This is a genomic window from Xenophilus sp. Marseille-Q4582 (genome assembly GCF_916700565.1).
Classification (GTDB): domain Bacteria; phylum Pseudomonadota; class Gammaproteobacteria; order Burkholderiales; family Burkholderiaceae_C; genus Xenophilus.
The window spans coordinates 36,323-59,560 of the sequence record NZ_CAKAKO010000003.1; the positions used below are offsets into that span (position 1 = coordinate 36,323).

The following is a 23,238-nucleotide window of genomic DNA, read 5'->3' on the forward strand; positions in this document are numbered from 1 at the left end:
CGAATGCGGGCCGCAGGCCCCGCGCGCCTTCCGGCGTCACCCAGGCAGCGGCACGGCTCGTGCAGCGGTTATATCCTCGGGCCTGAATCCAGGCCTTCCACTTCCACCGCTCATCCATGCCCCTGTTCGTCGACACCACGCCCCCCGGCCAATGCATCTTCTGCAAGCTGGTGGCGGGCGAGATCCCCGCCGCGCGCATCCACGAAGACGAGCTGACCCTCGCCTTCATGGACATCGGCCAGGTCAACCCGGGCCACGTGCTGGTCGCGACCAAGCGCCATGCAGTCACCGTACTGGACCTGAGCCCCGAGGAGGCCGCGGCCGTGATGCGGACTGCGCAGCGCGTGGCCCGCGCCGCGGAACGGGCTTTCGCGGCCGAAGGCCTGATGCTGGCGCAGTTCAACGGCCGTGCGGCCGGGCAGACCGTCTTCCACTACCACATGCATGTGGTGCCGCGCCACAGCGATGACGGACTGGCGCTGAGCTGGCGGCGCCAGGAGCCCGGTGCCGAGGTGCTGCAGGGCTACGCCGCACGGTTGCGCGAGGCGCTGGCCGCATCGCCTGACTGACACCCACCGCGCGGCTTTGACCGCCGCATCGCCACCGCAGGCGATGCCCCGGCTGGCACACTGCCTGCACGGCCCGCCACGCCCCCGCAACGCCCGTCCTCAACGCCCTTCCGCGACGCCCATGCTCGACCTGCTCATCACTCACGCCACCCTGCCCGACGGCCGCACCGGCATGTCGGTCGCCGTGCAAGGCGGCCGCATTGCCGACGTCGCTCCCGGCCTGTCCCTGCCCGCCCATGAGACCGTGGATGCCGGCGGCCTGCTGCTGAGCCCGCATTTCTGCGATCCGCATTTCCACATGGACGCGACGCTGAGCTACGGCCTGCCGCGCGTCAACGAAAGCGGCACGCTGCTCGAGGGCATCGCGCTGTGGGGCGAGCTCAAGCCCCTGCTCACGGCCGAGGCGCTGATCGAGCGCGCGCTGGCCTACTGCGACTGGGCCGTGGCCAAGGGCCTGCTGGCGATCCGTACGCACGTGGACACCAGCGACCCGAGCCTGCTGGCGGTGGACGCGCTGCTGGAAGTCAAGCGCCGGGTGGCGCCCTATCTGGACCTGCAGCTGGTCGCCTTCCCGCAGGACGGCGTGCTGCGCACGAAGGGAGGGCTGGACAGCCTGACCCGCGCGCTCGGCAAGGGCGTGGACGTGGTGGGCGGCATCCCGCATTTCGAGCGCACCCTGGCCGACGGCGCGGCCAGCGTGAAGCTGCTGTGCGAACTGGCGGCCGAGCGCGGCCTGCGCGTGGACATGCACTGCGACGAGAGCGACGACCCGCTGTCGCGCCACATCGAGACCCTGGCCTTCGAAAGCCAGCGCCTGGGCCTGCACGGCCGCGTGACGGGCTCGCACTGCACCTCCATGCACAGCATGGACAACTACTACGTGAGCAAGCTGCTGCCGCTGATCGCCGAGGCGGGCGTCAGCGTGATCGCCAACCCGCTGATCAACATCACGCTGCAGGGCCGCCACGACAGCTACCCCAAGCGCCGCGGCATGACCCGCGTGCCCGAGCTGCTGGCGGCCGGGGTCAACGTCGCCTTCGGCCACGACTGCGTGATGGACCCGTGGTACGGCATGGGCTCGGGCGACATGCTGGAAGTGGCGCACATGGGCCTGCACGTGGCGCAGATGACCAGCCAGGCCGGCATTGCCCAGTGCTTCGACGCCGTGACCGGCGCCGCCGCGCGCGTGATGGGCTTGCAGAACTACGGCCTGGCGCCGGGCTGCGACGCCAGCTTCGTGCTGCTGCAGGCGCGCGACCCGGTCGAAGCCATCCGCCTGCGCGCCGCGCGCCTGAAAGTCTGGCGCCAGGGCCGGCTGCTGGCCGAGACGCCGGCGGCCACGGCGCAGCTGCAGTTGCCGGGGCGGCCGGCGCAGACCAGCTTCATGCCGGCGCGCGGTCGCGCCTGATCACGCGGCGGCGCTGCGCCGCGTCGCCATTGCCGACGCCAGCGCGCTCAGTGCGTCTCCGCAAGGCCGCGCCACCTTGAGCGCCAGCAGATCGTCGGCGCGCGTGCGGCCCAGGTTGATGGCGGCGACGGGCTTTCCCGCGGCGGCAGCGGCCTGCACGAAGCGAAAGCCCGAATAGACCATCAGCGAGGAGCCGGCCACCAGCACGGCGTCGCTGGCCTGCACGGCCGCCAGCGCCGCCTGCACGCGTTCGCGCGGCACGCTTTCGCCGAAGAAGACCACGTCGGGCTTGAGCAGGCCGCCGCATCGCGCGCAGGCGGGTACGGCGAAACCGCCGAAGTCCGTGTGCTCCAGGTCGGCGTCGCCGTCGGGGGCCACGCTGGCGCTCAGCGCCGCCCAGGCCGGGTTGGCCGCCAGCAGGCGCTGCTGCAGTTCGGCGCGCGGCGTGCGCGCCTCGCAGGCCATGCAGCGCACGGTGTCGATGCGGCCGTGCAGGTCCAGCGTGCGGCGGCTGCCGGCCGCGTCATGCAGGCCATCGACGTTCTGGGTCAGCAGCAGCTGCACGCACCCGGCCGCTTCCAGTTGCGCCAGCGCGCGGTGGGCCGGGCCCGGGCGCGCCTGTCCCATCACGCGCCAGCCGACCATGCTGCGCGCCCAGTAGCGCCGGCGCGTGGCTTCGTCTCCCATGAAAGCCTGGTAGGTGACGGGCGGCGTGCGCTTCCAGTCGCCGTTGGCGTCGCGGTAGTCGGGAATGCCCGACTCGGTGCTCACACCCGCCCCGGTCAGCACCAACAGGCGCGGATGGCGGCGCACGAAGGCGGTCAGGGCATCGGGGGCACTTTGCATAGCTGCCAGCATAGGGGATGCGCCAGCGAGACGCCGGATGAGCACCTACGGCTTAATTGACACATGTAGTAACTCCAGAAGACAATTTGAAAGTTGTCAGTTCTTTGTTTTCTGACTTGATTCTGATCAACGGGATCGGTGCTCTTCATCGGACATGCCCCTGCCTCCTGATTCCGTGACCGCCACGGCGACTTCCCGCGCCGAATGCCTGAGCACCCACGGCTTCGGCGTCGCGTTCGGCGACAAGGTGATCCTGGCCGAGGTCCATGCCACCCTCCGTCCCCACGCCATCACGGCACTGCTGGGCCCCACGGGGACCGGCAAGTCAACCCTGCTGCGCTCGCTGGCCGGCTTGAACGACCAGAACCCGCGCTACCGGCGCTGGGGTGAGGTGGAATACATGGGCCGGCCGCTGGCACCCGCGCATCGTCCGGCGCTGGTGCAGCAGCATGTGCAGCTGATGCAGGCGCCTACGCTGGAGGCGTTGAGCGGCGTGCTGCGCATGCAATCCTCCCATTCGCCCGTGGAACTGCGCGAATGGGCGCGGGATTGGGTCGGCGATGCCGGCTTTCCGGAACTGGCCGAGCATTTCACGACGCCCACCATCGACCTTCCACCGCTGCTGCAGCGCGTGGTCGCCATCCTGCGCGAGGCGGCCGGTGAACCCAGGCTGCTGATGATCGACGAACCCACCTTCGGCCTGCCCGACTACGAGGCCTATCTGCTGCTGCAGATGCTGGAGCACCTGCGCAACCGCTGTGCGCTGCTGCTGGTGCTGCACAACCAGAAGCAGGTGCGCCGCGTGGCCGACGACGTGCTCATGCTGGCTGGCGGGCGCGTGCAGGAGGCCGCTTCGGCGGAGCGCTTCTTCTCGGCCCCCGAATCCGAGGCGGGGCGCCAGTTCCTGGCCACCGGCAGCTGCGCCCTGCCCGCCCCCGACGCGAAGCCGCAGGAGCTGGCGGAAGACGCGCCGCTGCCCCCGCCCTTGCCCACGCTGGCGCAGCTGGCGCTGCAGTCCGCCCCCGAGTCGATGGGGCCGCGCGGCTTCATCTGGGTGGTGCCCGGCAAGCTGGCCGGAACGCCCATGCCGGGCGTGGTGCACGGCATCGACTACGACCTGGCCGCACTCAAGGCCGTCGGCGTGACATGCCTGATCACGCTGACCGAAAACGACTTGCCGCAGGACGCCCTGGCCCGCCACGGCCTGCGCAATGTCCACCTGCCCATCCGCGACCGCGAACCGCCGACTGTCGCCCAGACCACGATGCTGCTAATGCGGATGGATACGCTGCTGCGCCGCGGCGAAGTGCTGGCCGCGCACTGCCTGGCCGGGCTGGGGCGCACCGGCACTCTCCTGGCCGCATGGCTGGTACGCGAAGGACTCACGGCACCGGAAGCCCTGCGGCGGGTGCGGCGCATCGAGCCCCAATTCGTGCAGAGCCGCGAGCAGGAGGAGTTCCTGCAGCGCTACGAAGACAACTTGCTGGCGCGGCTGAGCTGAAAATACCGCCACGCACGCTCGCTGGGTTCCCTTGCCAGATTTCCCTTTCATTCATCCAACAAGGAGCCCCGATGAGCCTCGACGCCGCCCTCAACAAGGCCGCCGCTTCCGTCCCCGAATGCCTGGCTGCCGGCTACGTGGACGTATCCTCCGGCATGCTGCTGTCTATCAAGACCGTGGACTCGCACCCGCGCGAAGTCATCGACCTGGTGGCCGCGGCCACAGCCGACCTGTTCAACGGCCCCAACGTGTCGATGATCGAGCGCATGTTCAAGAAGTCGCGCGGCCTGTCGGACGACGGCCACCATTACTTCCAGGAAATCATCGTCAACAGCGACAATCTGATCCACGTCTTCATGCGGGGCAAGCTCAACGCCGAGTACGTGGCGGTCTTCGTGTGCCGGCGCACGGCCAACCTGGGCATGGCGCTGACCAAGGCGCGGCTGGCGCTGCCGGACCTGGAGGCGGCGGTGTGATCATTCAGGCTCCGGAACGACCCACTCGGCGTAGTCGTGCAGCGCGCCGAGGATTTCCTCGGCCCGCTCGTCGGCGTTTTGCGCCAGCGTGTCGATCTCGGTGAAGTAGGCATCCACGCTGAGCGCCCCGCCTTCGCCTTCCAGCAGCCGCGCCGCGCGCAGCGCCTGCCAGCGCGCCTGGCCCTCTTCGTCCAGCGTGTCCTCGAAGTTGCGCGCGCGGTAGCGGAACAGCAGCTCCTCCAGGCGTGGGTCGTCGAAGCTCGCGCGCTGCGTGGCCAGCTTCTCGCCCGACAGCTGGCGCAGGTCGTTCAGCCGCCGGCGGTCGGCGTTGCCGACGAAGCCGCCGTACAGGTCTTCGTCCACGTCCAGCGCGGGTGGCGCCTCGCGCGCATAGACCTGGGACCAGATCGCGCTCATGTCGGGCAGGCTGGCCGCGATCTCGGCATGGCGCAGCGCCTGCGACACGTCGATCCCCCAGCGCGCGGCCATCGCGTCGCTGAGCGTGCGCAGGTTGCCCACCACCATCGGCGACTTGTTGAGGTGCACGCCCTTGATGGGCAGGCGCTGCACGCCTTCGGGCAGGTCGGCGCTGCGCGTGAACAGGCGCTGGCGCAGCGTGGCCACGTCCAGCGTCGCCAGCTCGCCCGGATCGTGCGAGAGATCCCAGGCCAGCAGTTCGTTCCTGTTGGTCGGATGGCTGGCCAGCGGCCACATCAGCGCCAGGCAACCGCGCTCGGGCGCGAACATGCCCGACACATGCAGGAAGGGCCGCGCCGTCTCGCGCGTGGCGGGCAAGCCCAGTTCCTGCGCCACGCGGTCCTTCCTGTGCAGCGCGAACGCGAAGTCGAAGAGCCGGGGCTGCCGCGCGCGGATCAGCCGCGCCAGCGCGATGGTGGCGCGCACGTCGGACAGTGCATCGTGCGCCGCGTCATGCGTCAGGCCGTTGGCGCGCGTGAGGTCTTCGAGCTTGAAGCTGGGCCGGCCGTCGGCGTGCCTGGGCCATTCGATGCCTTCCGGCCGCAGCGCGTAGGTCAGGCGCACCACGTCCAGCAGGTCCCAGCGGCCGCAGTCGTTCTGCCATTCGCGCGCATAGGGGTCGATGAGGTTGCGCCAGAACAGGAAGCGCGTGACCTCGTCGTCGAAGCGCAGGGTGTTGTAGCCCACGCCGATGGTGCCGGGCTTCGAAAACGCGGCTTCGATCTGCGCCGCGAACTCGCGCTCGGGCAGGCCGCGCGCCAGGCACAGCTGCGGCGTGATGCCGGTAATGAGGCAGGACGTGGGGCTGGGCAGGAAGTCCGGCGCCGGCCGGCAGTAGAGCATCAGCGGCTCGCCGATCTCGTTGAGCTGCGCATCGGTGCGGATGGCCGCGAACTGCGCAGGCCGGTCGCGTCGCGGGTTGGCGCCGAAGGTTTCGTAGTCGTGCCAGAGGAAGGTGTGGGAGGAGGAAGTCATGAACTACAGGATTCCGATGCTGCGCAGCACAGGCACCAGGACCAGGATGGCCAGCATGGCGAGGCTGAAATGGGACCAGCGCTGGTGCCGCGCCCAGTACGCGCCCAGCAGGTAGATGAGGCCGAACACCGTGACGAAGCCGCTGCCGGACAGCGTGCCCGCGAGCCAGACCACGAAAAGCTGCAGCCAGTAGGTCTTGCGGCTGCGGGGCGACGCATCCGCCTTCCTGCCCCGGCCGGCGGCGCGGGCGTTGCGCGCCTGGCGGGCGGTGTCGACGCTGGCCGGCGCGCCCGAACGGGCCGGCGACCCGTTGCCGGAGCGCCCCGCAGGTGCGGCAACGGCCGCGCCGGCCTGCGCGGCGCGGCGGGCTTCGGCCGCGGCTTGGCGTTGGGCCGCACGCGCCTCGCGGATCTCGCCGTCGGTGCGCTGCCGCACGGGCGCCGGCGGCGATGCGGGCTGCCACCAGGGGCCCTGGGCACGCACCGGCGCCTCGCCCTGGGCCGCGCGGATGCGGAAGTCGCCCGCAGCAGTGCCGGGCGCAGCGGCTGGCGACGCGGCGGCCCGGCTCGCCAACGGCAACGCCTCGGCGGCCCGCACCAGGGCGCGGCCCTGGGCTTCGTTCACGCCTTGCACGAAATGGGCATAACCCAGCAGGCGCTCGCGGCTGGCGGGTTCGCCCTGCCAGTGCGCCGGCCCGGCGCCCGCGGTGCGCGCGCGGTGCAGCGCCGCGCGCAGCGCGCGGCGGCTCTGGCGCGACACGCCGGGCTGCGCGGCGTTGACCACGATGCCCGTCACTTCCTGCCGCGCGCCCTTGCGCATCACGCGCTCCTTGTCGGGATGCGGCTCGAAGCCTTCGTCGCGCAGGATCCAGCGCACACGGCGCAGCAGCGGGCCCACGCGCTGCGCGGCTTCGCCCGAGGCCGAGAAGCTCAGGTCGTCGGCGTAGCGCGTGTAGGCAAAGCCCAGCGTGCGCGCCAGGCCGGCCAGGCGGCGGTCCAGCCTGCGGCACAGCAGGTTGGTGAGCATGGGGCTGGTCGGCGCGCCCTGCGGCAGCACGCGCTGGCCGGCCGCGCCGCCCACGAACCAGCGCTCGCCGTCCACCTGCAGCTCGTCGGCGCGGTTCTCGCTGCACAGCAGGGCCAGCACCGTGGCCACCGGTTCGGCATAGCCCAGGTGCGTGAACACGCCCTTGATGCGGCCGAAGCCGATGCTCGGGAAGAAGTCCTTCACGTCGAGGTTGACGACCACCTCCTGCCCGCAATGCGGCTGCGCATTGCCGACGACGGAGCGGCCCGGCAGGAAGCCGTGCGCCGCGTCGTGCGCGGGCACCTTGGCCAGGATGTTGTCGAGCACCCAGTACTGCGCGCGCTTGAGGCGCGGCATGGGCGCGGAAATCAGCCGCTCGCCGCCGCTCTTCTTGGGCAGCGTGAAGCGGCGGTAGTGCGTGTGGCGCCCCACCTCGCGGTGGAAGCTCAGGAAGCGCAGCTCGCCCAGCGCCACGCCCATGGCGCGGGCCAGCGCCTGCGGGCTGTCCAGGGCAGGCAGGCCATGCCGGGCCAGCCGCTCGGAGCGTCCGGCACGCAACGGCACGTGGGCCGCGGGCCGGTCAGCCGGGCGCTCCAGGCCGGCCGACACGCCCGCGCCCAGGTAGCCGATGCGCTGCTGGCGCTGCGCATGCCACTGCTGCGCGCGTTCGTACTGGCGCTGGGCGCGCTCGCGGGCCCGGCTGTCGCGCTGGGCGCGCGCGGCCGCCAGGCGCTCCTGGCGCATGGCGCGCAGGGCCTTCTCGGGGTCGCCCCGGAGGTGCAGCTCGGCCTGCAACTCGCCCAGCTCGCGCATCAGTGCGGCTTCGCGCTCGATCAACTCGGTGGCGGGCGCCGGCCGTGCTTCGTCGCGCGGCCAGAAGCCCAGGCGCTGCATCTCGGCCAGCACCACGGCGTCCTTGCTGGACGCGCGGATGCGCTCGAGGAGTTCGGCGCGGGTGGGTGCGGGGGCGGCCATTCAGTGCGCCTCCTGCGGTCGGGCCGGTGCCGCGGCGGCCCTGGTCGTGTCCATCGCAGAACGCGCGGCCGATGAAAAAGGTGATGCAGCGCGCTTCTCGTCGAAGAGCCCGCAGGGCCCTCGGGACGGGGGCTGTTCACTCGACGCGGCCCCGCCACCCATGCGCGCATTCGCTTGCAGCAAGCCACTCCGGAATGGCGCATGGGTGGCAGGGGCCGCACAGTGAAAACGGCACCCGTGTCGCATGGAACGGCAGTTCACAAGGGCGGCGAAACACCACCCGGATGGCAAGAGCCTGCGCGCTGCATCGCGGCGCAGTGTAGTGCAGCGCGATGACCCGCTCATCGTGCATCCTCCTCGGCCACGGCCGCCGGCGCCGGGGCGGCTTCGCGCCGCAGCGCATCGATCTTGGGCTGCGCCACCAGCCGCAGGGCCAGCATGTGGCTGCACGGCCCGCGGCGCAGCCCGTGCTGCTGGAAATGCGAGCAGCTGCACTGCGCATCGGTCATGCGCTCGTCGGCGTCGAGCTCCAGCACGGGCCGCTCGGTCCGGCGGCCCTGCTTCACCTCGCCGCGCACGCGCAGGTGGCCTTCGGCCTGGTCGATGCCCTGCAAGCGCACGCCGCCGGCCAGCACCAGCTGCAGGCCGGCGTTCTCTTCCTCGCTCGCGGCCTGCAGCTGGCGCAGATCCAGCGGCTCGCGCATCAGCTCGCGCCAGGCGAAGCGGCCGGCGGCGATGTCGTACACGGCGCGGCCGGCCTGCGTCCACAGCGCGAGGGCCGCGCTCACGTCCGCGCGCGGCAGGCCGGTGCGCGCGGCGATCTGCGCGGGCGTGGCCTGCCAGTGCTGCTGCAGGTCCTGCGCCACGGCCAGCTTGGCGCTCTCGTCGATGGCATGGCGCGGGGCCAGCAGATGAAAGCGCGCGGCGGCCGACCAGTCGTTGGCCGACCAGCCCGACAGGCCCAGCGTCACCGTCACCTCGCCCATTTCCACCGCCCAGAAGCTGGGCAGGCCCGTGCCCAGCAGGTGCACGCGCACGCGCGTGGCCAGGGCGATCAGACGCTCGAGCAGCAACAGGCGGCGCCGGCCCCAGAGGCGGATGGTCTGCGGCGCCTTCAGGGCCTCGCCCACCAGCTGGCTGCGGCGCGTGGGCAGTTCGAGATTCCAGGGCTCGAAGACCAGCTTCGGTGCCGCCTCTGGCGCGAGTTCCACGCGGATGGAGCGCGGGCCGCCGCGCTCGCGATGCTGGCGCAGGGTGGCGCACAGGCTGTGCAGGTCCATCGGATGCAGCTCCAGCACCGTGGCCGGCAGCGCCATGGCGCTGGACACCTGCAGGAAGCCGCGCACCCAGCTGTCGGGCAGATCGATCTTCTCTTCGTGCAGCGCCGGGTCGCTGCCCAGCTGCACGCCGAAGCCGCCCGGGTCCACCGTGAGCCGTGTCTCGCGGTAGCCGCGGATCTTCTGGAACTCCTCGTAGAGGCTGGCCGAGTAGTCGATGTTGGTCGTGCCGCAGGCCATCTCGCCCGTGCGCTCGAACACGTTGTGCGACACGCTCACGGCGCAGTAGCTCGATTCGTCCTGGCTGAAGGCCTCGAAGAGCAGCCGGTCCGGGTGCACGGTGATGACCGGGTCGAGCACATACCAAGCGTCGCGGTGGGCCTGGTAGAGCCAGTCGAAGTACTTGCGTTGCGCCCGGTAGAAGGGTTGCAGCAGGGCGGACTTCTTCTCGCGCAGCACGCCCAGTTCGGTGCGCAGGGCGGCCGCCCGCTCCTTCAGCTCGCCGGCGCGCGCCATGAACTGCGCAAGCAAGCTCTGTTCGTTCGCCTCCAGCCACTGGCGGTAGGCGCTCTTGTCGCGGCCGCGCGCGCGCATGTCACTCACGACCACCGAATGCAGGGCCGACAGCGCTTCGCGGAACTGCAGGTGGGCCAGCCCGTCGCGGCGCAAGGTGGCGTCGAAATGGGTGAGCGGGCGCAGCAAGTCGGGCGCGAAGCGGAAGGACTGCGCCGTGGCCGATGCGTCGACCGCGGTGCTGCCGAAGTACTGGTAGCGAAATTGCATGGATCGGCGGTCTTTCGCGCTCAGGCTTCGGTCGGGCACGCGGGCGCGGCACCACGTGCTTCGGGCGGCACCCAGCGCATGAACGGCAGATTCAGTTGAGGGTGGCGCACCGCGATGTCGCGCAGCCCCGCGATGTACTGCGGCTGGTCGGTGCGGCTCGCGCCCACCACCTGGCGCGCGAAGATGGCGGCCACCACCTCGGCGCAGGCGGGCCCGGTGATCTGCCGGCGCAGGAACTGCACGATGCGCGACTTGGCGGCGCGCGCACGGTGCACCTGGCTCAGCACCATGAGGAAGTACGGCTGCAGCGCGCGCAGGCGCCCGGCCCGCGCTTCGTCGACTTCGTCGGGCAGTTGCAGCAGCCACTGCGTGACAAAGAGCTGCACCGAAGGGCCCGGGTGCTGGGCCAGCCGCGTCAGGCACAGCATCGCCTCGGGCGCGTCCATGCGGCCCATCAGGCGCGTGCGCCCCTGCGCCTGCACCCAGGGTTGCGGGTGGTCCACCCAGGCGATCAGCAGCTCGGGCGTGAGCGCCGCTTCGGGCAGGCGCTCGCCGAAGAGCCGGCGCACCCAGGGCTGCACGTCCTCGAACACGCTGTCGGCCGCGGGCAGCAGCTCGGCCGCCTCGTCGGGCGTGGCCTGCACGGGGTGGCCCAGGCGCGCGTCCAGGCCGCGTTGCGCGCGCTGGCGCACCGATGCATCCGCATGGCCGATCAAGCGCGCCCACTGGCGCAGGCTGTAGTCGCCGTCATGCAGCGAGTGCAGCGCCCAGGCGCCGTAGCGCTGGGCGCCCGTGGCACGCGCCTGCAATGCGCGCCAGCAGCCATCGGCATCGCTCGCGGGGGCCACCGGGGCCAGCGGACCGGTGAGCCAGCGCAGCAGGTCGTCGTGCACGCCCTCGCCCGCCTCGGCGCGGAACAGGCCGGCATGCAGGTGGGCCGCCAGTTCTTCGGCGGCCGGTGCGTCGACGGCCAGCCGCTCGATGGCCGGCGAAACCGCGGCGCGCACGCCGGCATCGGCATGCAGCGCGAATTCGCCGAGCAGCGCGGTCTGGCCGCGCAGCACGGCATCGGGCAGCGCGGCCAGCAGGCGCACGCCGCAGGCACAGCGGCGCGCATCGGCCGACGCCAGCAGCGTGCGCAGGGTGCCCGGCGGCAGCGTGGCCAGGCCCTGCGGATGGCGCAGCAGCCAGCCGCAGGCCAGCTCGACCAGGGGCACCGCCGGGTGCTGCAGCAACGCGTGCAGCGGCGCCTCGGGCACGCTGGCGGCCTGCGGCGCCCAGGGGCCGCCGATGAGCGCCTGCAGCTGGCGCACGATCTCGGGCAGCGCCGGCGTGTTCTCATCCAGCAGCGGCAAGGCGTGTTGCAGCTCGCCCAGCAAGGCGGGCACGTCGGCCTGCAGCGCCAGCCCCTGGCCGTGCATGCGCACCGCCGACTGGGGGGACAGCAGCATGGCGGCCACCAGCGCTGGATGGCGTGAAGCTTCGGGGCCGCGCCCCACCAGGGTGTCTGACAGCAACCCAGCCGCGCCCGCGTCGCGGCTGGCCGCCAGCGCGATCAGCCAGGGCAGCTGGGCCTCCAGCGTGTGCAGCCCGGCCAGCACTTCGCGCACTGCCGCCACGGCGACGGCGGCGGTCTGCGCATAGGGGCTGGCCAGCAGCGCGCGCAAGGTGGGCAACGGCGTGCGGGCCAGGAAAGGCAGGTGGTCGCGCAAGGCGCGCGCCATCACCCATTGCACGAGCGTGGAGCGGCTGCGCAGGGCCAGTTCGAGCAGCGCCTCGGGGTGCGCGTCCCACAGGGCGGGCTCGCCGTCCACGCGTTCAGGCGGCGGCTGGCTCAGGTCCAGCGGCGCGTCGGTCCACCACGCGCCGGTGCGCTGGCTGCTGCGCCGCAGGTCGGGAAAGCGCGCCAGCAAAAGGCGCGGCACCAGCAGCCAGTGCGCGGCGCCGTCCAGGTGGCGCATGCGGCGCTGGTAGCGGCCGTCCACGTGGTTCCAGTGCTCGCGCGAGCGGCGCTCGCCATGCACGGTGTCGTCCAGCTGCAGCAGCAGCGCCACGGCCAGCTTCGGTGCGTCGCTGTGGCCGATCTGCGCCAGCCGGCGCAGCAGGCGCAGCCCGCGCTGGCGCAGGTAGTTGCGCGTGGGGGGCGCGTAGGCGCTGATCAGGCCTTTGCCGCCGCGGATGTCCACCGCACGCGTGCGCAGTTCGCCGGTGCGCGGGTCGCGCCAGGCGCGGCGGTCGCGCGCATCGGGCCGCGTGGCTTCGAAGCGCGCATGCAGCAGAGCCAGGGTGTCGAGGTCGCGCCGCAGCTCGGCCGTCTTGTGGATGGCGCGCACGGCGCCGAACACGCCGGCCTCGAAACGCAGATGCCGCAGGCTGGCCCGCACGGCGTGCAGCGCGGCGCCGTCGACCAGTGCCAGGTCGTAGCCCTCGAGCAGCCATTGCGACAGCGCGTCCCGCGCCGGGCCGTCGAGCGAAGGCTGCGCTGCGTCATCGGCGTCGGCGTCTGCATCGGCGCAGGCCGGCTGCGTGCTGGCGGATGCGCCGGCCCTGCGCAGCATCTCCGCCTCTTGCGCGTGCCAGCGCGCGCCCAGGCCACCCAGGCGCTCGGCGCGCGCAGGATCGTCGGCGCCCAGCAGCAGCCAGGCCTGGTCGGCGATGCGGCGCGTGGCGGCCGAGCGCCCGCGCTGTGCAAGCGCAGCCATGGCCTGCCGCGCGCCAGGGTCGCCCAGCCGCGCGATGGCGGCGGCCAGGCAGTAGTCGAGCAGGTCTTCCCCGCTCTCGATCAGCGACACGAGGCGCGGCACCAGGGCGCGCAGCGCCTGCTGGTCGGCGCTGGCGGCCCGCGCGGGATCGGCACGCTCGGCCACGCGCCAGGTGCTGCGGGCCTGGCGGGCGGGCGGCAGCAGCTTCCAGCGCGAAGCCTGGAAGCGCGCCACCAGCGACGCGACCGCCGGCGATGGCGCGGGCGGTGCGAAGGCCATGGCGGCCAGGGGCGCAGGGGCCGCGTCGGGCACAGGCGCTGGCGCAGCGATCATCGCCATTCCCAGCTCGTCGAAGCCCGCCTGCTCGCGCAGCAGGTCGCCGGCGGCCAGACGCCGCTGCAGGTAGTCCAGGGCGCGCGCCCGCGCCACGGCCCGCGTGGCCGGCATCGCGGTGAGCGTGCTCTCGGACTCCGCCCGCAGCACGCCCTGGTCGAACAGCTGGTCGCGGCGCGTGACGACGTGGCGCGCGGCCTCGTCGCCGCCCGGCAGGTCCAGGGCCACCAGTTCGATCGTGCACAGGCGCTCCTGCGCCCGGCCCTGCACCAGCACGGCCCAGGCCAGCTTCTTCATCGGACAGCCCTCCCCTTGCGTCGCGAACGCGCCAGTTTATAGGCGCGGGACCGCGGGGAAATCGGCCGGGCGTGCTTGTTGCCTGCGCCGCGGCAGGCCCCGGTCCTCAGGCCGAGCGCAACTGCGCGCGCAGCTGGGCACCCACCTCGGGCTGCGCCAGGAAGGGGTCGGCCGGATTGCGCATGGCCACGATGTTCTCCATGCGGCTGGTGATGTTGCCCAGCGCCTTCGGGCTTTCGTGGCTGAACACGTAGAACTGGTTGTCGCTGATGGCCTTGAAGACCTTGTGCGCCACCTCGGCCGCCGTGACCTTGCCGCTGCTCACGGCCTTGTTGCTCATGGCCTGGCCGATCAGCTGGCTCTTGGTCAGCTCGCTGTTCTTGGGCGCGTTGGGGCGGTTGCGCTCGCTGCTGGTGATGCCGGTGGGCACGAAATACGGGCACAGCAGGCTGGCGCCGATCTGGTCCGTGACCAGGTTCAGGTCCTGGTACATGGTTTCGGTCAGGCTCACCACGGCGGCCTTGGCCGCGTTGTAGATGCCCATGTTGGGCGGCGTGAGCAGGCCGGCCATGCTGGCCGTGTTGGTCACGTGGCCGCGGTAGGCCGGGTCCTTGGCGGCGGCTTCCAGCATCATGGGCACGAACAGGCGCACGCCGTGGATCACGCCCCACAGGTCCACGCCCAGCACCCATTCCCAGTCGGCCACGGTGTTCTCCCACACCAGGCCGCCTGCGCCCACGCCGGCGTTGTTGAACACGAAATGCGGCGCGCCGAAGCGCTCCTTCACGGCCGCGGCCAGCGCTTCCATCTGCGCGGCGTCGGACACGTCCACCCTGCGCGCCAGCACCTGCGCGCCGGCGGCCTTCATCTCGGCCTCGGCCTTGTCCAGCGCGTCCTGCTGCACGTCGACCAGCACGAGGTTCATGCCGCGCGAAGCGCCGATGCGTGCGCATTCCAGGCCGAAGCCGGAACCTGCGCCGGTGAGGACGGCGGTCTTGCCGAGGAAATCCTGAATCATGGAAAAGGGCCTTTCGCTTGTCGCTGGTCTCGTCAGGGCCTGCCGGCCCGGAATATGGCCCGCCTATTGGAGCCGCACGGCGGCCGGCTGTCTGTCCGGCGTGCGACCCCGCCCCGGGGCCACGGCCGGCGCACACGGCGCCGAACGCATGTCGGCGCCGTTTTCTCAGAAAACGAGAAGGCCGGTTGCCGCTCGCCAGGGCATCGCGATCATGCGGGCCATGGCCTCTTCCACAAGGGCGGCGCACCGCAGCACCCCATGACCGAACGCGCATCTCCTGTTCCACCCTTTTTCCTCTTCGTGCACGGTGCCTGGCACGGGGCCGCGCACTGGGATCGCGTGAGGGCCGTGCTGGCCGCCGCGGGCTGCCGCAGCGCCGCCATCGACCTCCCCGGCAGCGGCCCGGCGGCCGCGCTGCCGCGCGCCTACGAAACGCAGGACCTGGACGAGCTCGTCCGCGAGCCTTCGCCCCTCGCGCATGTGACGCTCGAAGACCAGGCGGCGGCCATCGTGGCCGAGATCGAGCGGCAGCAGGCCGCCCATGGTCCGGTCGTCGTGGTCGCGCACAGCGCCGGCGGCCTGCCCGCGACGTCGGCGGTGGAGCGGGTGCCCGATCGGGTCAGCCGCATCGTCTACGTGGCCGCGCACTGCCCCGTGGCGCTGGCGACTCTGTCCGGCTACCTGGGCCTGCCCGAGAGCGCCGCGGCGCAGCTGGGGCCGCTGTTCCTGGGCGAGCCGGGCGTGCTGGGCGCGGTGCGCATCAACCCGCGGGCCGCCGATCCGGGCTACCAGGAAGCGCTGCGCCAAGGCTTCTACAGCGACCTCGGCGCGGCCGAGGCCCGGCCCTTCATCGCCCGGCTGACACCGGACCTGCCGCTGCGCGTGGCCACCGACGAGGTGCGGGTCTCGGCGCAGCGCTGGGGCCGCGTGCGCCGCACCTATGTGCGCACGCTGGCCGACCGGGCGCTGCCGCTGGCCTTGCAGGACCGGCTGATCGCCGAAGCCGATGCGCTGACGCCGCACAACCGTTTCGAGGTGCACAGCCTCGACTGCGGCCACTCCCCTTTCGCATCCTGCCCCGGGGCGCTGGCGGCGCTGCTGCATCCGCTGCCCTGACCCGGCCCTTTCCCCTTGCTCTGGAGTTCCACCATGCCCCACGATCCTTGCCGCCGCCTCCTGCTCCACGCCGGCGCCGCCGGCCTCGCCCTGGCCGCCGCCGGCGCAGCGGCCCGTCCGGCCTGGCCCGCGCGGCCGGTCACGCTGGTGGTGGGATTCCCCGCCGGCGGCATCACCGACGTGATGGCGCGCCTCGTCAGCAAGGGGCTTGCCGATGAATTGAAGCAGCCGGTGGTGATCGACAACCGGTCCGGCGCGGGCGGCACCATCGCCGCCGCCGCCGTGGCGGCCGCGCCGAAGGACGGCTACACCCTGCTGGTGGTCGCCAGCGGCCATGTCCACAATCGCCTGCTGCTCAAGGGCATCCGCTATGACGCGCTGGCGGATTTCGAGCCCATCGGCGGCATCGCGCAGAACCAGCTGGTGCTGCTGGTCAACCCGGCGTCCGCCCACCAGAAGGTGCAGGACCTGATCGCGGCAGCCAGGACCCGGGAGATCACCTACGGCTCGGGCACCATCGGCGGCGTCGACCACCTGCTGATGGAGGAGCTGGCCGTGCGCACGCAGGGGCGCTTCGTGGGCGTGCAGTACCGCGGCGCGGCGCCGGCCTTCCAGGACCTGCTGGGCGGCCAGATCGACGTCTACGCGGGCCTGGTCCAGGCTGCCGTGCCGTACATCGAAGCCGGCAAGCTGCGGGCGCTGGCCTTGACCAGCCGCGACCGATCGCCGCTCCTGCCGCAGGTGCCCACCCTGTCCGAAACGGTGCTGTCCGGCTATGACGCGCAGGGCTACTTCGGGCTGGTCGGCCCGGCCGGGCTGCCCGCGCCGGTGGTGGCCCGGCTGAACCAGGCGCTGAACCAGGTGCTGCAGCGGCCCGAGGTGCTGGCCACGCTGCGCCAGGGCGGCGCCAGGCCGCTGGCGGGCACGCCTGCCGAGTTCCAGGCCTTCCTGCGCCAGGACGGCCTGCGCTGGAGCGATCTCATCACCCGCCTGCACATCCAACCCCAATGAACCGAGAACCCCTGCGCATCGAACACGCGCCCGAGCGCCTGCCGGCCACGCGGCTGGAGTGCGACCTGTGCATCGTCGGCGCGGGCGCCGCCGGCGTCTCCGCCGCGGTCGAAGCGTCCCGGCTCGGCCTGCGGGTCTGCCTGATCGACGGACTGCCCCAACTGGGCGGCCAGTCGGTCAATGGACTGATCGGCACGCTGTGCGGCTTCTATTCGGCCGACGCACAGCCCCACCTGCTGCATTACGGCTTCGCGCGCGAACTGCTGGCCGAACTCGACGCGGCCGGCGCGCTGTCGTACCGGCGCGCGCGCGGCACGCTGATCGCGCTGTACGACGAGGGCGAACTGGCCGCCGCCTACGCGCGGCACCTGAGGCGCGCCGACGTGCGGCTGGTGCTGGGCGCCCTGCTCACCCGCGTGGAACGCAGCGGCCGGCGCATCGAGCGCGTCCATGTGCAGACCCGCTACGGGGCCGTCGCCGTCACGGCCGGCTGCTTCCTCGACGCCAGCGGCGACGCCGCGCTGGCCCGCGCAGCCGGCCTGCGCACCCAGTCGGCCGCCCAGCCGGTGTTCGGCACCACGATGTTCAGCCTGGCCGGCCTGGGCCCGGCACTGCCCGCGCGCGAGGCGGTCGAGCAGCGGCTGGCCGAAGTGGCGGAACAGTACGGGCTCGACCGCCGCGATGGTTTCGTCTTCGCCTTTCCGGGGCGCGATCTCTGCCTGGTCAACCTGATGCACGTCGAGACCCCGTTGGAGCCGCTGGCGATGTCGCGCCTGGCCCGGGACGGCCGCGAAGAGGTGGATCGGATCCTGGCGTTTCTGCGCGCCGAGTTTCCCGCGGCCTTTCACGGCGCCCGCGTGCATTCGGTGGGCCAGCCCGGCGTGCGCCAGACGCGCGGCATCGTCGGCCGCAGCCGCCTCACGACCCGGGCCGTGCGCGACGGCACCCGCGCGCCCGACGCGGTGGCGCGCAGCGCCTGGCCGATCGAGTTCCACGGCGAGCTGCGCGGGGTGCACTGGGAAACCTTCCGCGCCGGCCACCTGTGCTGGGTGCCGCTGTCCTCGATGGTGGCGGCGGACGCCGACAACCTGCTGGCGGCGGGCCGCTGCATCGACGCCGAACCCTACGCCCTGGCCGCCGTGCGCGTCATCGGCCCGTGCATCGCCATGGGGGCGGCCGCCGCGGCGGCCGCAGCCACCGGGGGCAGCGCGCTGCACGCCCTGGACACCGCGCGGGTGCAGGCGCTGGTGCAGGACAACCTGCAGCGCTGCGAACCCGGCCCGATCCCCCAACGCCCCCTTCCCCCACCCCCGACAAGGAGCCTGCATGCCTGCCTATTTCGTGATCGAACTCGACGTCGAGGACGGCCCCAGCCTGGCCGAATACGAACGGGAGGTCGGCCAGCACGTCGTGGCCGCCGGCGGCCGCTTCCTCGTGCGCGGCAACGACTACCGTCCGATCGAGGGCGGCTGGGCGCCCAAGCGCCTGGTGATCGTCGAATTCCCCAGCATCGAGGCGATCGAGCGCTACTACCACTCCGAACCCAACCAGCGGCTCAAGCGCAAGCGCCTGGCCGGCACCGCCGGAAAACCGGCCCGGGCCATCGCGATCCAGGGCCTGGACGCGCCGGCGCACGGATCGCCCAAGGACCTGGGAACCGATGCCAGCGGTGCCGTCATCTGGGGCTGAGCGCCCGGGCCGGCGCAGGACCGGCGCGGGGCCGCTGCAAGACATGTCCGTGGCGCTGAAGGACAACATCGCGGTGGCGGGCCTGCCCAACACGGCCGGAACCCGGGGCCTGCGCGACTGGCGACCGGTGGCGCACGCGCAGGTGGTGCACCGGCTCCGGAGCGCCGGCGCGCGGCTCGCCGGCAAGACGGCGATGCACGAACTCGCCATGGGCTGGACCGGCCAGAGCGCCGCCTTCGGCGATACCTGCCATCCGCAAGACCCCGGGCGCATGGCCGGCGGCAGCAGCGGGGGCAGCGCCTGCGCCGTCGCCACGGGACAGGCTGACGCGGCGCTGGGCACCGACACCAACGGCTCCGTGCGCATCCCGGCCGCCTTCTGCGGCATCGCCGGCCTGCGGCCCAGCCATGGCCGCTATCCGATGGACGGCGTGATGCCGCTCGCGCCTTCCATGGACACGGTGGGGCCGATGGCGCGGCAGGTTGAGACGCTCGCCCTGCTGGACGCCGCGCTGGCCGGTGACCCTGCTGCGGCCCGGCCGCTGCGTCCGCGGACCGTGCGCGGCCTGCGCCTGGGCCTGTGCCGGCCCTTCCACTGGGACCCGCTCGAAGACGAGGTGGCCGCCGTCTGCATGCGCGCCTTGCGGACCTTCGAAGCCGCCGGCGCCGTCCTCGTCCCCGTCGACCTGCCGGACTGGCCGGCGCTGACCGAAGGGGCCGCGCGCGCCACGATCGCCCACGAGTCGCGCAGCGCCCTGCCTGCCTTCCTGGCCCGCCAGCCGGGCGCCCCGGCCTGGCCGGCCGTCGCCGCGCAGGTGGGCGCCGACCTGCGGCCGGCCCTGGCCGCGTGGACGGACGCGGGACTCGAAGCGGCCTACCTGCTCGCCCAGCGGCGGCGCGCGGCGCTGCGCGCGCGTTGGGCCGCCGCGGCGGCGGCGCAGGGTCTCGATGCGCTGGTCTACCCCGCCGTGCGCGTGGTCGCGCCGCTGCGCACGCAGCCGCCGGTCTCGCCGGGCCCCGACCTCGAGGTGAACGGGACGCTGTTGCCGGCCAGACTGGCCTTCGCCCACAACCTCGCGCCGGCCTCGCTGGGCGGATGGCCCAGCCTGGTGATTCCCGCCGGCCGTGGCCCGGCTTCCGGCCTGCCCGTGGCGCTGGCCCTCGATGGCCTGCCGGGCGGCGACCGGGCGCTCCTGGCACTGGGCGCGGCGCTGCAGCCGCTGATCGCGCCGGCGTTTACGCCCTAGGAACCGGTGCCCAGCCGCCGGGCAGCGCGGCGCCAGCGTCCCGGGCCAGCCGGCACGGCGCAGGCCGTCCGCATCCTCCGCCAGCAGCTGCCGCAGCACGGCCTCGGGCGCATGGGCCAGGATGGCCAGCGACGTGGCACCACGGTAGAGCGCCATCGCACGCCCGCGCTCGTACCCGGTGATCCGCGGCGCGGCCGTGCCCGCGACGCTGTGCACGCACAGGACCTTCAAACCATGCCGCCGGCACAGCAGCACCGTGCCGCGCGTGCGCTCCGACAGCCCCGTGCAGATGTCCGACGCGACGGCGATCAGCGGATCGGCGATGCGGATCTGCCGGTCGAGTTCGACGATCGCCGGGCCGAGCGCGTATTCGCCCGCGCCGACGGCTTCGACCAGGCCGGCCGCCTCCAGGTCGGCAATGCAGCGGTAGGCCGTCGCCAGCGACGTGCCGAGATGGCGCGCCACCTCGGCCGCGCGCAGCACGGGCCGCTGCTCGCCGTAGAGCTGCAGCAGCCGCAGGACCTTGAGCGTGCGTGACATGCCGTCCATGCTAGCGCCGCGCCGGCGCGGCGCCTGCCCGGTTCGCAGAATCCGAGAAGTGGGTTTGCGCCGGCCCGCTGGCGCGCGGACCATGGCGGCTCGCGATTCACCAGAGACAAGGTCATGCAATTCCATCTGAACGGCTTCCGGCCGGGCGATCCTCACCTCCATCCCGCCTCCCCGCAGGCACTGCCGCATGGCGATGCGATTGCCGCGGAAGTCGACGTGCTCATCGTGGGCTGCGGCCCCGCGGGCCTGACGCTGGCCGCGCAGCTGGCGGCCTTTCCCGACATCCGCACCGCCCTGGTCGAGCAGAAGGAGGGGCCCCTGCAGCTGGGCCAGGCCGACGGCATCGCCTGCCGGACCATGGAGATGTTCGAGGCCTTCGGCTTCGCCGACCGGGTGCTCCGGGAAGCCTGCTGGATCAACGAAGTGACCTTCTGGAAGCCCGACGACGCGCAGCCGGCGCGCATCGTGCGCCACGCGAGGGTGCGGGACACCGAGGACGGCCTGTCCGAGTTTCCGCACGTGGTGCTGAACCAGGCGCGCGTGCACGACTTCTACCTGGAGCTCATGCGCCAGGCGCCGGCGCGGCTGCAGCCGCACTACGCCCGCCGCCTGCTCGGTCTTTCGGTGGACCGGGCCGCGCCCGAATACCCCGTGACCGCCTTGCTGGAACGCACGGATGGCGTCCATGCGGGCCGGCAGGAACGCGTGCGCGCCCGCTACGTGGTCGGCTGCGATGGAGCGCGCAGCCAGGTGCGCCGCGCCATCGGCCGGCAGCTTGTGGGCGATTCGGCCAACCAAGCCTGGGGCGTGATGGACGTGCTGGCCGTCACGGATTTCCCCGACATCCGCTTCAAGGCGGCCATCCAGTCCGCCGAAGGCAACCTGCTGGTGATCCCGCGCGAGGGCGGCCACCTGATGCGCCTGTACGTCGAGATGGACAAGCTGGGCGAGGACGAGCGGGTGGCCAGCCGGCGGATCTCGCTGGACGATCTGGTGGCCGCCGCCCGGCGCATCCTGCGGCCCTTCACGCTGGAGGTGAAGGAAGTGCCCTGGTGGTCGGTCTACGAGATCGGCCAGCGCATCTGCGCCGGCTACGACGATTCCGACGGCCAGGCGCCACCGCATGTCTTCATCGCCGGCGACGCCTGCCACACCCACAGCCCCAAGGCCGGCCAGGGCATGAACTTCTCGATGCAGGACAGCTTCAATCTGGGCTGGAAGCTGGCGGCCGTCCTGCGCGGCCAGTGCCTGCCCGCCCTGCTGCACAGCTACTCGGCCGAACGCCAGGCGGTGGCCCAGGAACTGATCGACTTCGACCGCGAGTGGGCCCGGATGTTCAGCGACCGGGCCAGGCAGCGCGCGGATGCGGATTCGGGCGTGGATCCCGAAGCCTTCCGCTCCTACTTCGAGCGCCACGGCCGCTTCACGGCCGGCCTGGGCACGCACTACCGGCCTTCCATCATCACCGGCGGCGCCGCGCACCAGGCGCTGGCGCGGGGCTTCGTGATCGGCACGCGCTTTCATTCCGCGCCCGTGGTGCGCGTCGCCGATGCCCGGCCGCTCCAGCTGGGCCATGTGGCCAGCGCCGATGGCCGCTGGCGCCTGTATGCCTTCGCCGCCGCCAGCCCGGCCAGCCTCCACGCCCTGTGCCGCTTCCTCGAAGAGTCGCCCGAATCGCCGGTGCGGCGGTTCACGCCCGCGGGGCAGGACATCGATTCGGTGTTCGACGTGCGCGCCATCTTCCAGCAGCCGCATGCGGCGCTGGACATCGCCCGGGTGCCTCCCCTCCTGCTGCCGCGCAAGGGCGCCCTGGGCTTGCGCGACTACGAGAAGGCCTATGCGCCGGACTTCAGGAACGCGGCGGACATCTTCGAGCTGCGCGGCATCGACCGCGCCCGGGGCGCGCTCGTGGTGGTGCGGCCCGACCAGTACGTGGCGCATGTGCTGCCCCTGCAAGCCCATGAGACGCTGGCTGCGTTCTTCGCCGGCTTCATGCGGCCGCAGGGCCCGGCCCGCGGCGAAAAATCCGCCGCCGCACACGCGTAGGCCCTGGCCGCCGGACGCCTGGCGGCGCGAGGCCCGGGCCGGGGCCGGAACGTTCAAGCAGCGGGCGCTGGCCGCGGAGGGGCCCGCGATGCTACGCCGCCCCGCCCGGGGCGAAGCGCCCGGGCGCCGATGCCCCCACGGCGCCACGGCCGAGCGCCGGGCCCGTCCTGCGCCGTTTGCTGCACCGCAATAGACTTCGCGGCCGACCGCGCTCGCGGGTCCGCGTGGCGGGCCGTGCGGCAGCGCGGCGGCCGGCCCTGCAAGTCGCCGCTTCCTTGCGCCGGCCTGCAGCCTTTCCTGTTGTTCGCCAAGCTCCATGACCCGTCAAGCCATCTCCCTGTTCACGCAGCGCCGCACGCAGTACGCCCTGGGCAAGAACCTGCCGATCGCCGAATCCGACGTGGACGCGCTGATCCGCCAGGCCATCCGCCTCGCGCCCTCCTCCTTCAACTCGCAGAGCTCGCGCGCCGTGATCCTGTTCGGCGCCGCGCATGAGCGGCTGTGGAACATCACGCGCGAAACGCTGCGCCCCCTGGTGCCGGCGGAAAACTTCGCCTCCACCGACGCCAAGATGGATGCCTTCGCCGCCGGCGCCGGCACGGTGCTGTTCTACGAGGACCAGGACACGATCCAGGAACTGCAGCAGAAGTACCCCCTGTACGCCGACAACTTCCCGGTCTTCTCCGAGCATTCGGCCGGGATGGCGCAGTTCGCCGTCTGGACGGCGCTGGCCGAGGCCGGCATCGGCGCCAGCCTGCAGCACTACGCGCCGCTGATCGATGCCGAGGTGGCGCGCACCTGGGACGTGCCTGCGAGCTGGAAGCTGCGCGCGCAGATGCCCTTCGGCTCCAACGAAAAGCCCATCGGCGAGAAAACCTTCATCGCCGACGAAGTGCGCTTCAAGACGGTGCGCTGACG

Annotated in this window: 17 protein-coding genes and 2 pseudogenes; 12 read left to right on the forward strand and 7 right to left on the reverse strand. The window is 72.5% G+C overall.

All coding sequences use genetic code 11. The features are described 5' to 3' along the window. Positions 1-116 precede the first annotated feature (116 nt). Both LG388_RS10660 and LG388_RS10665 read left to right on the forward strand, forming a co-directional pair. Entirely contained in the window at positions 117-569 is a 453-nt protein-coding gene (locus LG388_RS10660) for an HIT family protein (protein WP_225782816.1), read from the forward strand. A 121-nt stretch (positions 570-690) separates the two neighbouring features. After that, positions 691-1,977 (forward strand): amidohydrolase family protein, encoded by a 1,287-nt coding sequence (locus LG388_RS10665; protein ID WP_225782817.1) that lies wholly within the window; start codon positions 691-693, stop codon positions 1,975-1,977. On the opposite strand, the gene LG388_RS10670 is transcribed toward LG388_RS10665, so the two are convergent. Continuing rightward, positions 1,978-2,823 (reverse strand): NAD-dependent protein deacetylase, encoded by an 846-nt coding sequence (locus LG388_RS10670; RefSeq protein ID WP_225782818.1) that lies wholly within the window; start codon positions 2,821-2,823, stop codon positions 1,978-1,980. 154 nt (positions 2,824-2,977) lie between these two features. On the opposite strand from LG388_RS10670, the gene LG388_RS10675 reads away from it, so the two are divergent. Together LG388_RS10675 and LG388_RS10680 are read left to right on the forward strand one after the other, a co-directional pair. Continuing rightward, positions 2,978-4,324, forward strand: a complete 1,347-nt coding sequence (locus tag LG388_RS10675; protein ID WP_225782819.1) for an ATP-binding cassette domain-containing protein — start codon at positions 2,978-2,980, stop codon at positions 4,322-4,324. Between the two features lie 71 nt (positions 4,325-4,395). Continuing rightward, entirely contained in the window at positions 4,396-4,800 is a 405-nt protein-coding gene (locus LG388_RS10680) for a hypothetical protein (RefSeq protein ID WP_225782820.1), read from the forward strand. Here LG388_RS10680 and sbcB read toward each other — a convergent pair whose 3' ends face one another. From sbcB to LG388_RS10705, 5 genes are all read right to left on the reverse strand, one after another. Then, complete coding sequence (gene sbcB / locus LG388_RS10685) at positions 4,801-6,252, reverse strand: exodeoxyribonuclease I (protein ID WP_225782821.1); 1,452 nt, start codon at positions 6,250-6,252, stop codon at positions 4,801-4,803. Positions 6,253-6,255: 3 nt separating this feature from the next. After that, positions 6,256-8,253, reverse strand: coding sequence for a reverse transcriptase family protein (locus LG388_RS10690; protein ID WP_225782822.1), 1,998 nt, complete (start codon positions 8,251-8,253; stop codon positions 6,256-6,258). Positions 8,254-8,594: 341 nt separating this feature from the next. Then, positions 8,595-10,313, reverse strand: a complete 1,719-nt coding sequence (locus LG388_RS10695) for an SWIM zinc finger family protein (protein WP_225782823.1) — start codon at positions 10,311-10,313, stop codon at positions 8,595-8,597. A gap of 20 nt (positions 10,314-10,333) precedes the next feature. Then, the gene (locus LG388_RS10700; RefSeq protein ID WP_225782824.1) at positions 10,334-13,645 is read right to left on the reverse strand and encodes a hypothetical protein; all 3,312 of its coding nucleotides are present in this window, start codon (positions 13,643-13,645) and stop codon (positions 10,334-10,336) included. 106 nt (positions 13,646-13,751) lie between these two features. Then, positions 13,752-14,663 (reverse strand): SDR family oxidoreductase, encoded by a 912-nt coding sequence (locus LG388_RS10705; RefSeq protein ID WP_225782825.1) that lies wholly within the window; start codon positions 14,661-14,663, stop codon positions 13,752-13,754. A gap of 258 nt (positions 14,664-14,921) precedes the next feature. Between LG388_RS10705 and LG388_RS10710 the strand changes: the two genes are divergently transcribed. From LG388_RS10710 to LG388_RS26670, 6 genes and pseudogenes are all read left to right on the forward strand, one after another. Beyond that, the gene (locus LG388_RS10710) at positions 14,922-15,779 is read left to right on the forward strand and encodes an alpha/beta fold hydrolase (RefSeq protein WP_225782826.1); all 858 of its coding nucleotides are present in this window, start codon (positions 14,922-14,924) and stop codon (positions 15,777-15,779) included. A gap of 33 nt (positions 15,780-15,812) precedes the next feature. Beyond that, positions 15,813-16,790, forward strand: coding sequence for a tripartite tricarboxylate transporter substrate binding protein (locus LG388_RS10715; RefSeq protein ID WP_225782827.1), 978 nt, complete (start codon positions 15,813-15,815; stop codon positions 16,788-16,790). Beyond that, positions 16,787-18,022 (forward strand): annotated as a pseudogene (locus tag LG388_RS10720) (FAD-dependent oxidoreductase); the annotation flags it as partial. The gene LG388_RS10715 and the pseudogene LG388_RS10720, both read left to right, overlap by 4 nt. Before the next feature lie 94 nt (positions 18,023-18,116). Then, the gene (locus tag LG388_RS26815) at positions 18,117-18,479 is read left to right on the forward strand and encodes a DUF1330 domain-containing protein (protein WP_225783569.1); all 363 of its coding nucleotides are present in this window, start codon (positions 18,117-18,119) and stop codon (positions 18,477-18,479) included. Between the two features lie 43 nt (positions 18,480-18,522). Next, positions 18,523-19,725, forward strand: coding sequence for an amidase family protein (locus LG388_RS10730; RefSeq protein ID WP_255632159.1), 1,203 nt, complete (start codon positions 18,523-18,525; stop codon positions 19,723-19,725). A gap of 234 nt (positions 19,726-19,959) precedes the next feature. Continuing rightward, the gene (locus LG388_RS26670) at positions 19,960-20,262 is read left to right on the forward strand and encodes a hypothetical protein (RefSeq protein ID WP_255632160.1); all 303 of its coding nucleotides are present in this window, start codon (positions 19,960-19,962) and stop codon (positions 20,260-20,262) included. Here the strand turns inward: LG388_RS26670 and LG388_RS26820 are convergent. After that, positions 20,170-20,463 (reverse strand): annotated as a pseudogene (locus LG388_RS26820) (hypothetical protein); the annotation flags it as partial. The gene LG388_RS26670 and the pseudogene LG388_RS26820 overlap by 93 nt on opposite strands. Between LG388_RS26820 and LG388_RS10740 the strand changes: the two are divergent. Both LG388_RS10740 and LG388_RS10745 read left to right on the forward strand, forming a co-directional pair. Then, complete coding sequence (locus LG388_RS10740; protein ID WP_225782829.1) at positions 20,389-22,320, forward strand: FAD-binding monooxygenase; 1,932 nt, start codon at positions 20,389-20,391, stop codon at positions 22,318-22,320. The pseudogene LG388_RS26820 and the gene LG388_RS10740 overlap by 75 nt on opposite strands. Before the next feature lie 316 nt (positions 22,321-22,636). Then, the gene (locus LG388_RS10745; RefSeq protein ID WP_225782830.1) at positions 22,637-23,236 is read left to right on the forward strand and encodes a nitroreductase family protein; all 600 of its coding nucleotides are present in this window, start codon (positions 22,637-22,639) and stop codon (positions 23,234-23,236) included. The last annotated feature ends 2 nt before the right edge of the window (positions 23,237-23,238 follow it).

Bases quoted from the DNA above. Each gene is read 5' to 3' on its own strand.
- LG388_RS10660 (WP_225782816.1), top strand. From the start codon at position 117: ATGCCCCTGTTCGTCGACACCACGCCCCCCGGCCAATGCATCTTCTGC.
- LG388_RS10665 (WP_225782817.1), top strand. From the start codon at position 691: ATGCTCGACCTGCTCATCACTCACGCCACCCTGCCCGACGGCCGCACC.
- LG388_RS10670 (WP_225782818.1), bottom strand. From the start codon at position 2,823: ATGCAAAGTGCCCCCGATGCCCTGACCGCCTTCGTGCGCCGCCATCCG.
- LG388_RS10675 (WP_225782819.1), top strand. From the start codon at position 2,978: ATGCCCCTGCCTCCTGATTCCGTGACCGCCACGGCGACTTCCCGCGCC.
- LG388_RS10680 (WP_225782820.1), top strand. From the start codon at position 4,396: ATGAGCCTCGACGCCGCCCTCAACAAGGCCGCCGCTTCCGTCCCCGAA.
- sbcB (WP_225782821.1), bottom strand. From the start codon at position 6,252: ATGACTTCCTCCTCCCACACCTTCCTCTGGCACGACTACGAAACCTTC.
- LG388_RS10690 (WP_225782822.1), bottom strand. From the start codon at position 8,253: ATGGCCGCCCCCGCACCCACCCGCGCCGAACTCCTCGAGCGCATCCGC.
- LG388_RS10695 (WP_225782823.1), bottom strand. From the start codon at position 10,313: ATGCAATTTCGCTACCAGTACTTCGGCAGCACCGCGGTCGACGCATCG.
- LG388_RS10700 (WP_225782824.1), bottom strand. From the start codon at position 13,645: ATGAAGAAGCTGGCCTGGGCCGTGCTGGTGCAGGGCCGGGCGCAGGAG.
- LG388_RS10705 (WP_225782825.1), bottom strand. From the start codon at position 14,663: ATGATTCAGGATTTCCTCGGCAAGACCGCCGTCCTCACCGGCGCAGGT.
- LG388_RS10710 (WP_225782826.1), top strand. From the start codon at position 14,922: ATGACCGAACGCGCATCTCCTGTTCCACCCTTTTTCCTCTTCGTGCAC.
- LG388_RS10715 (WP_225782827.1), top strand. From the start codon at position 15,813: ATGCCCCACGATCCTTGCCGCCGCCTCCTGCTCCACGCCGGCGCCGCC.
- LG388_RS26815 (WP_225783569.1), top strand. From the start codon at position 18,117: ATGCCTGCCTATTTCGTGATCGAACTCGACGTCGAGGACGGCCCCAGC.
- LG388_RS10730 (WP_255632159.1), top strand. From the start codon at position 18,523: ATGTCCGTGGCGCTGAAGGACAACATCGCGGTGGCGGGCCTGCCCAAC.
- LG388_RS26670 (WP_255632160.1), top strand. From the start codon at position 19,960: ATGCCGCCGGCACAGCAGCACCGTGCCGCGCGTGCGCTCCGACAGCCC.
- LG388_RS10740 (WP_225782829.1), top strand. From the start codon at position 20,389: ATGCAATTCCATCTGAACGGCTTCCGGCCGGGCGATCCTCACCTCCAT.
- LG388_RS10745 (WP_225782830.1), top strand. From the start codon at position 22,637: ATGACCCGTCAAGCCATCTCCCTGTTCACGCAGCGCCGCACGCAGTAC.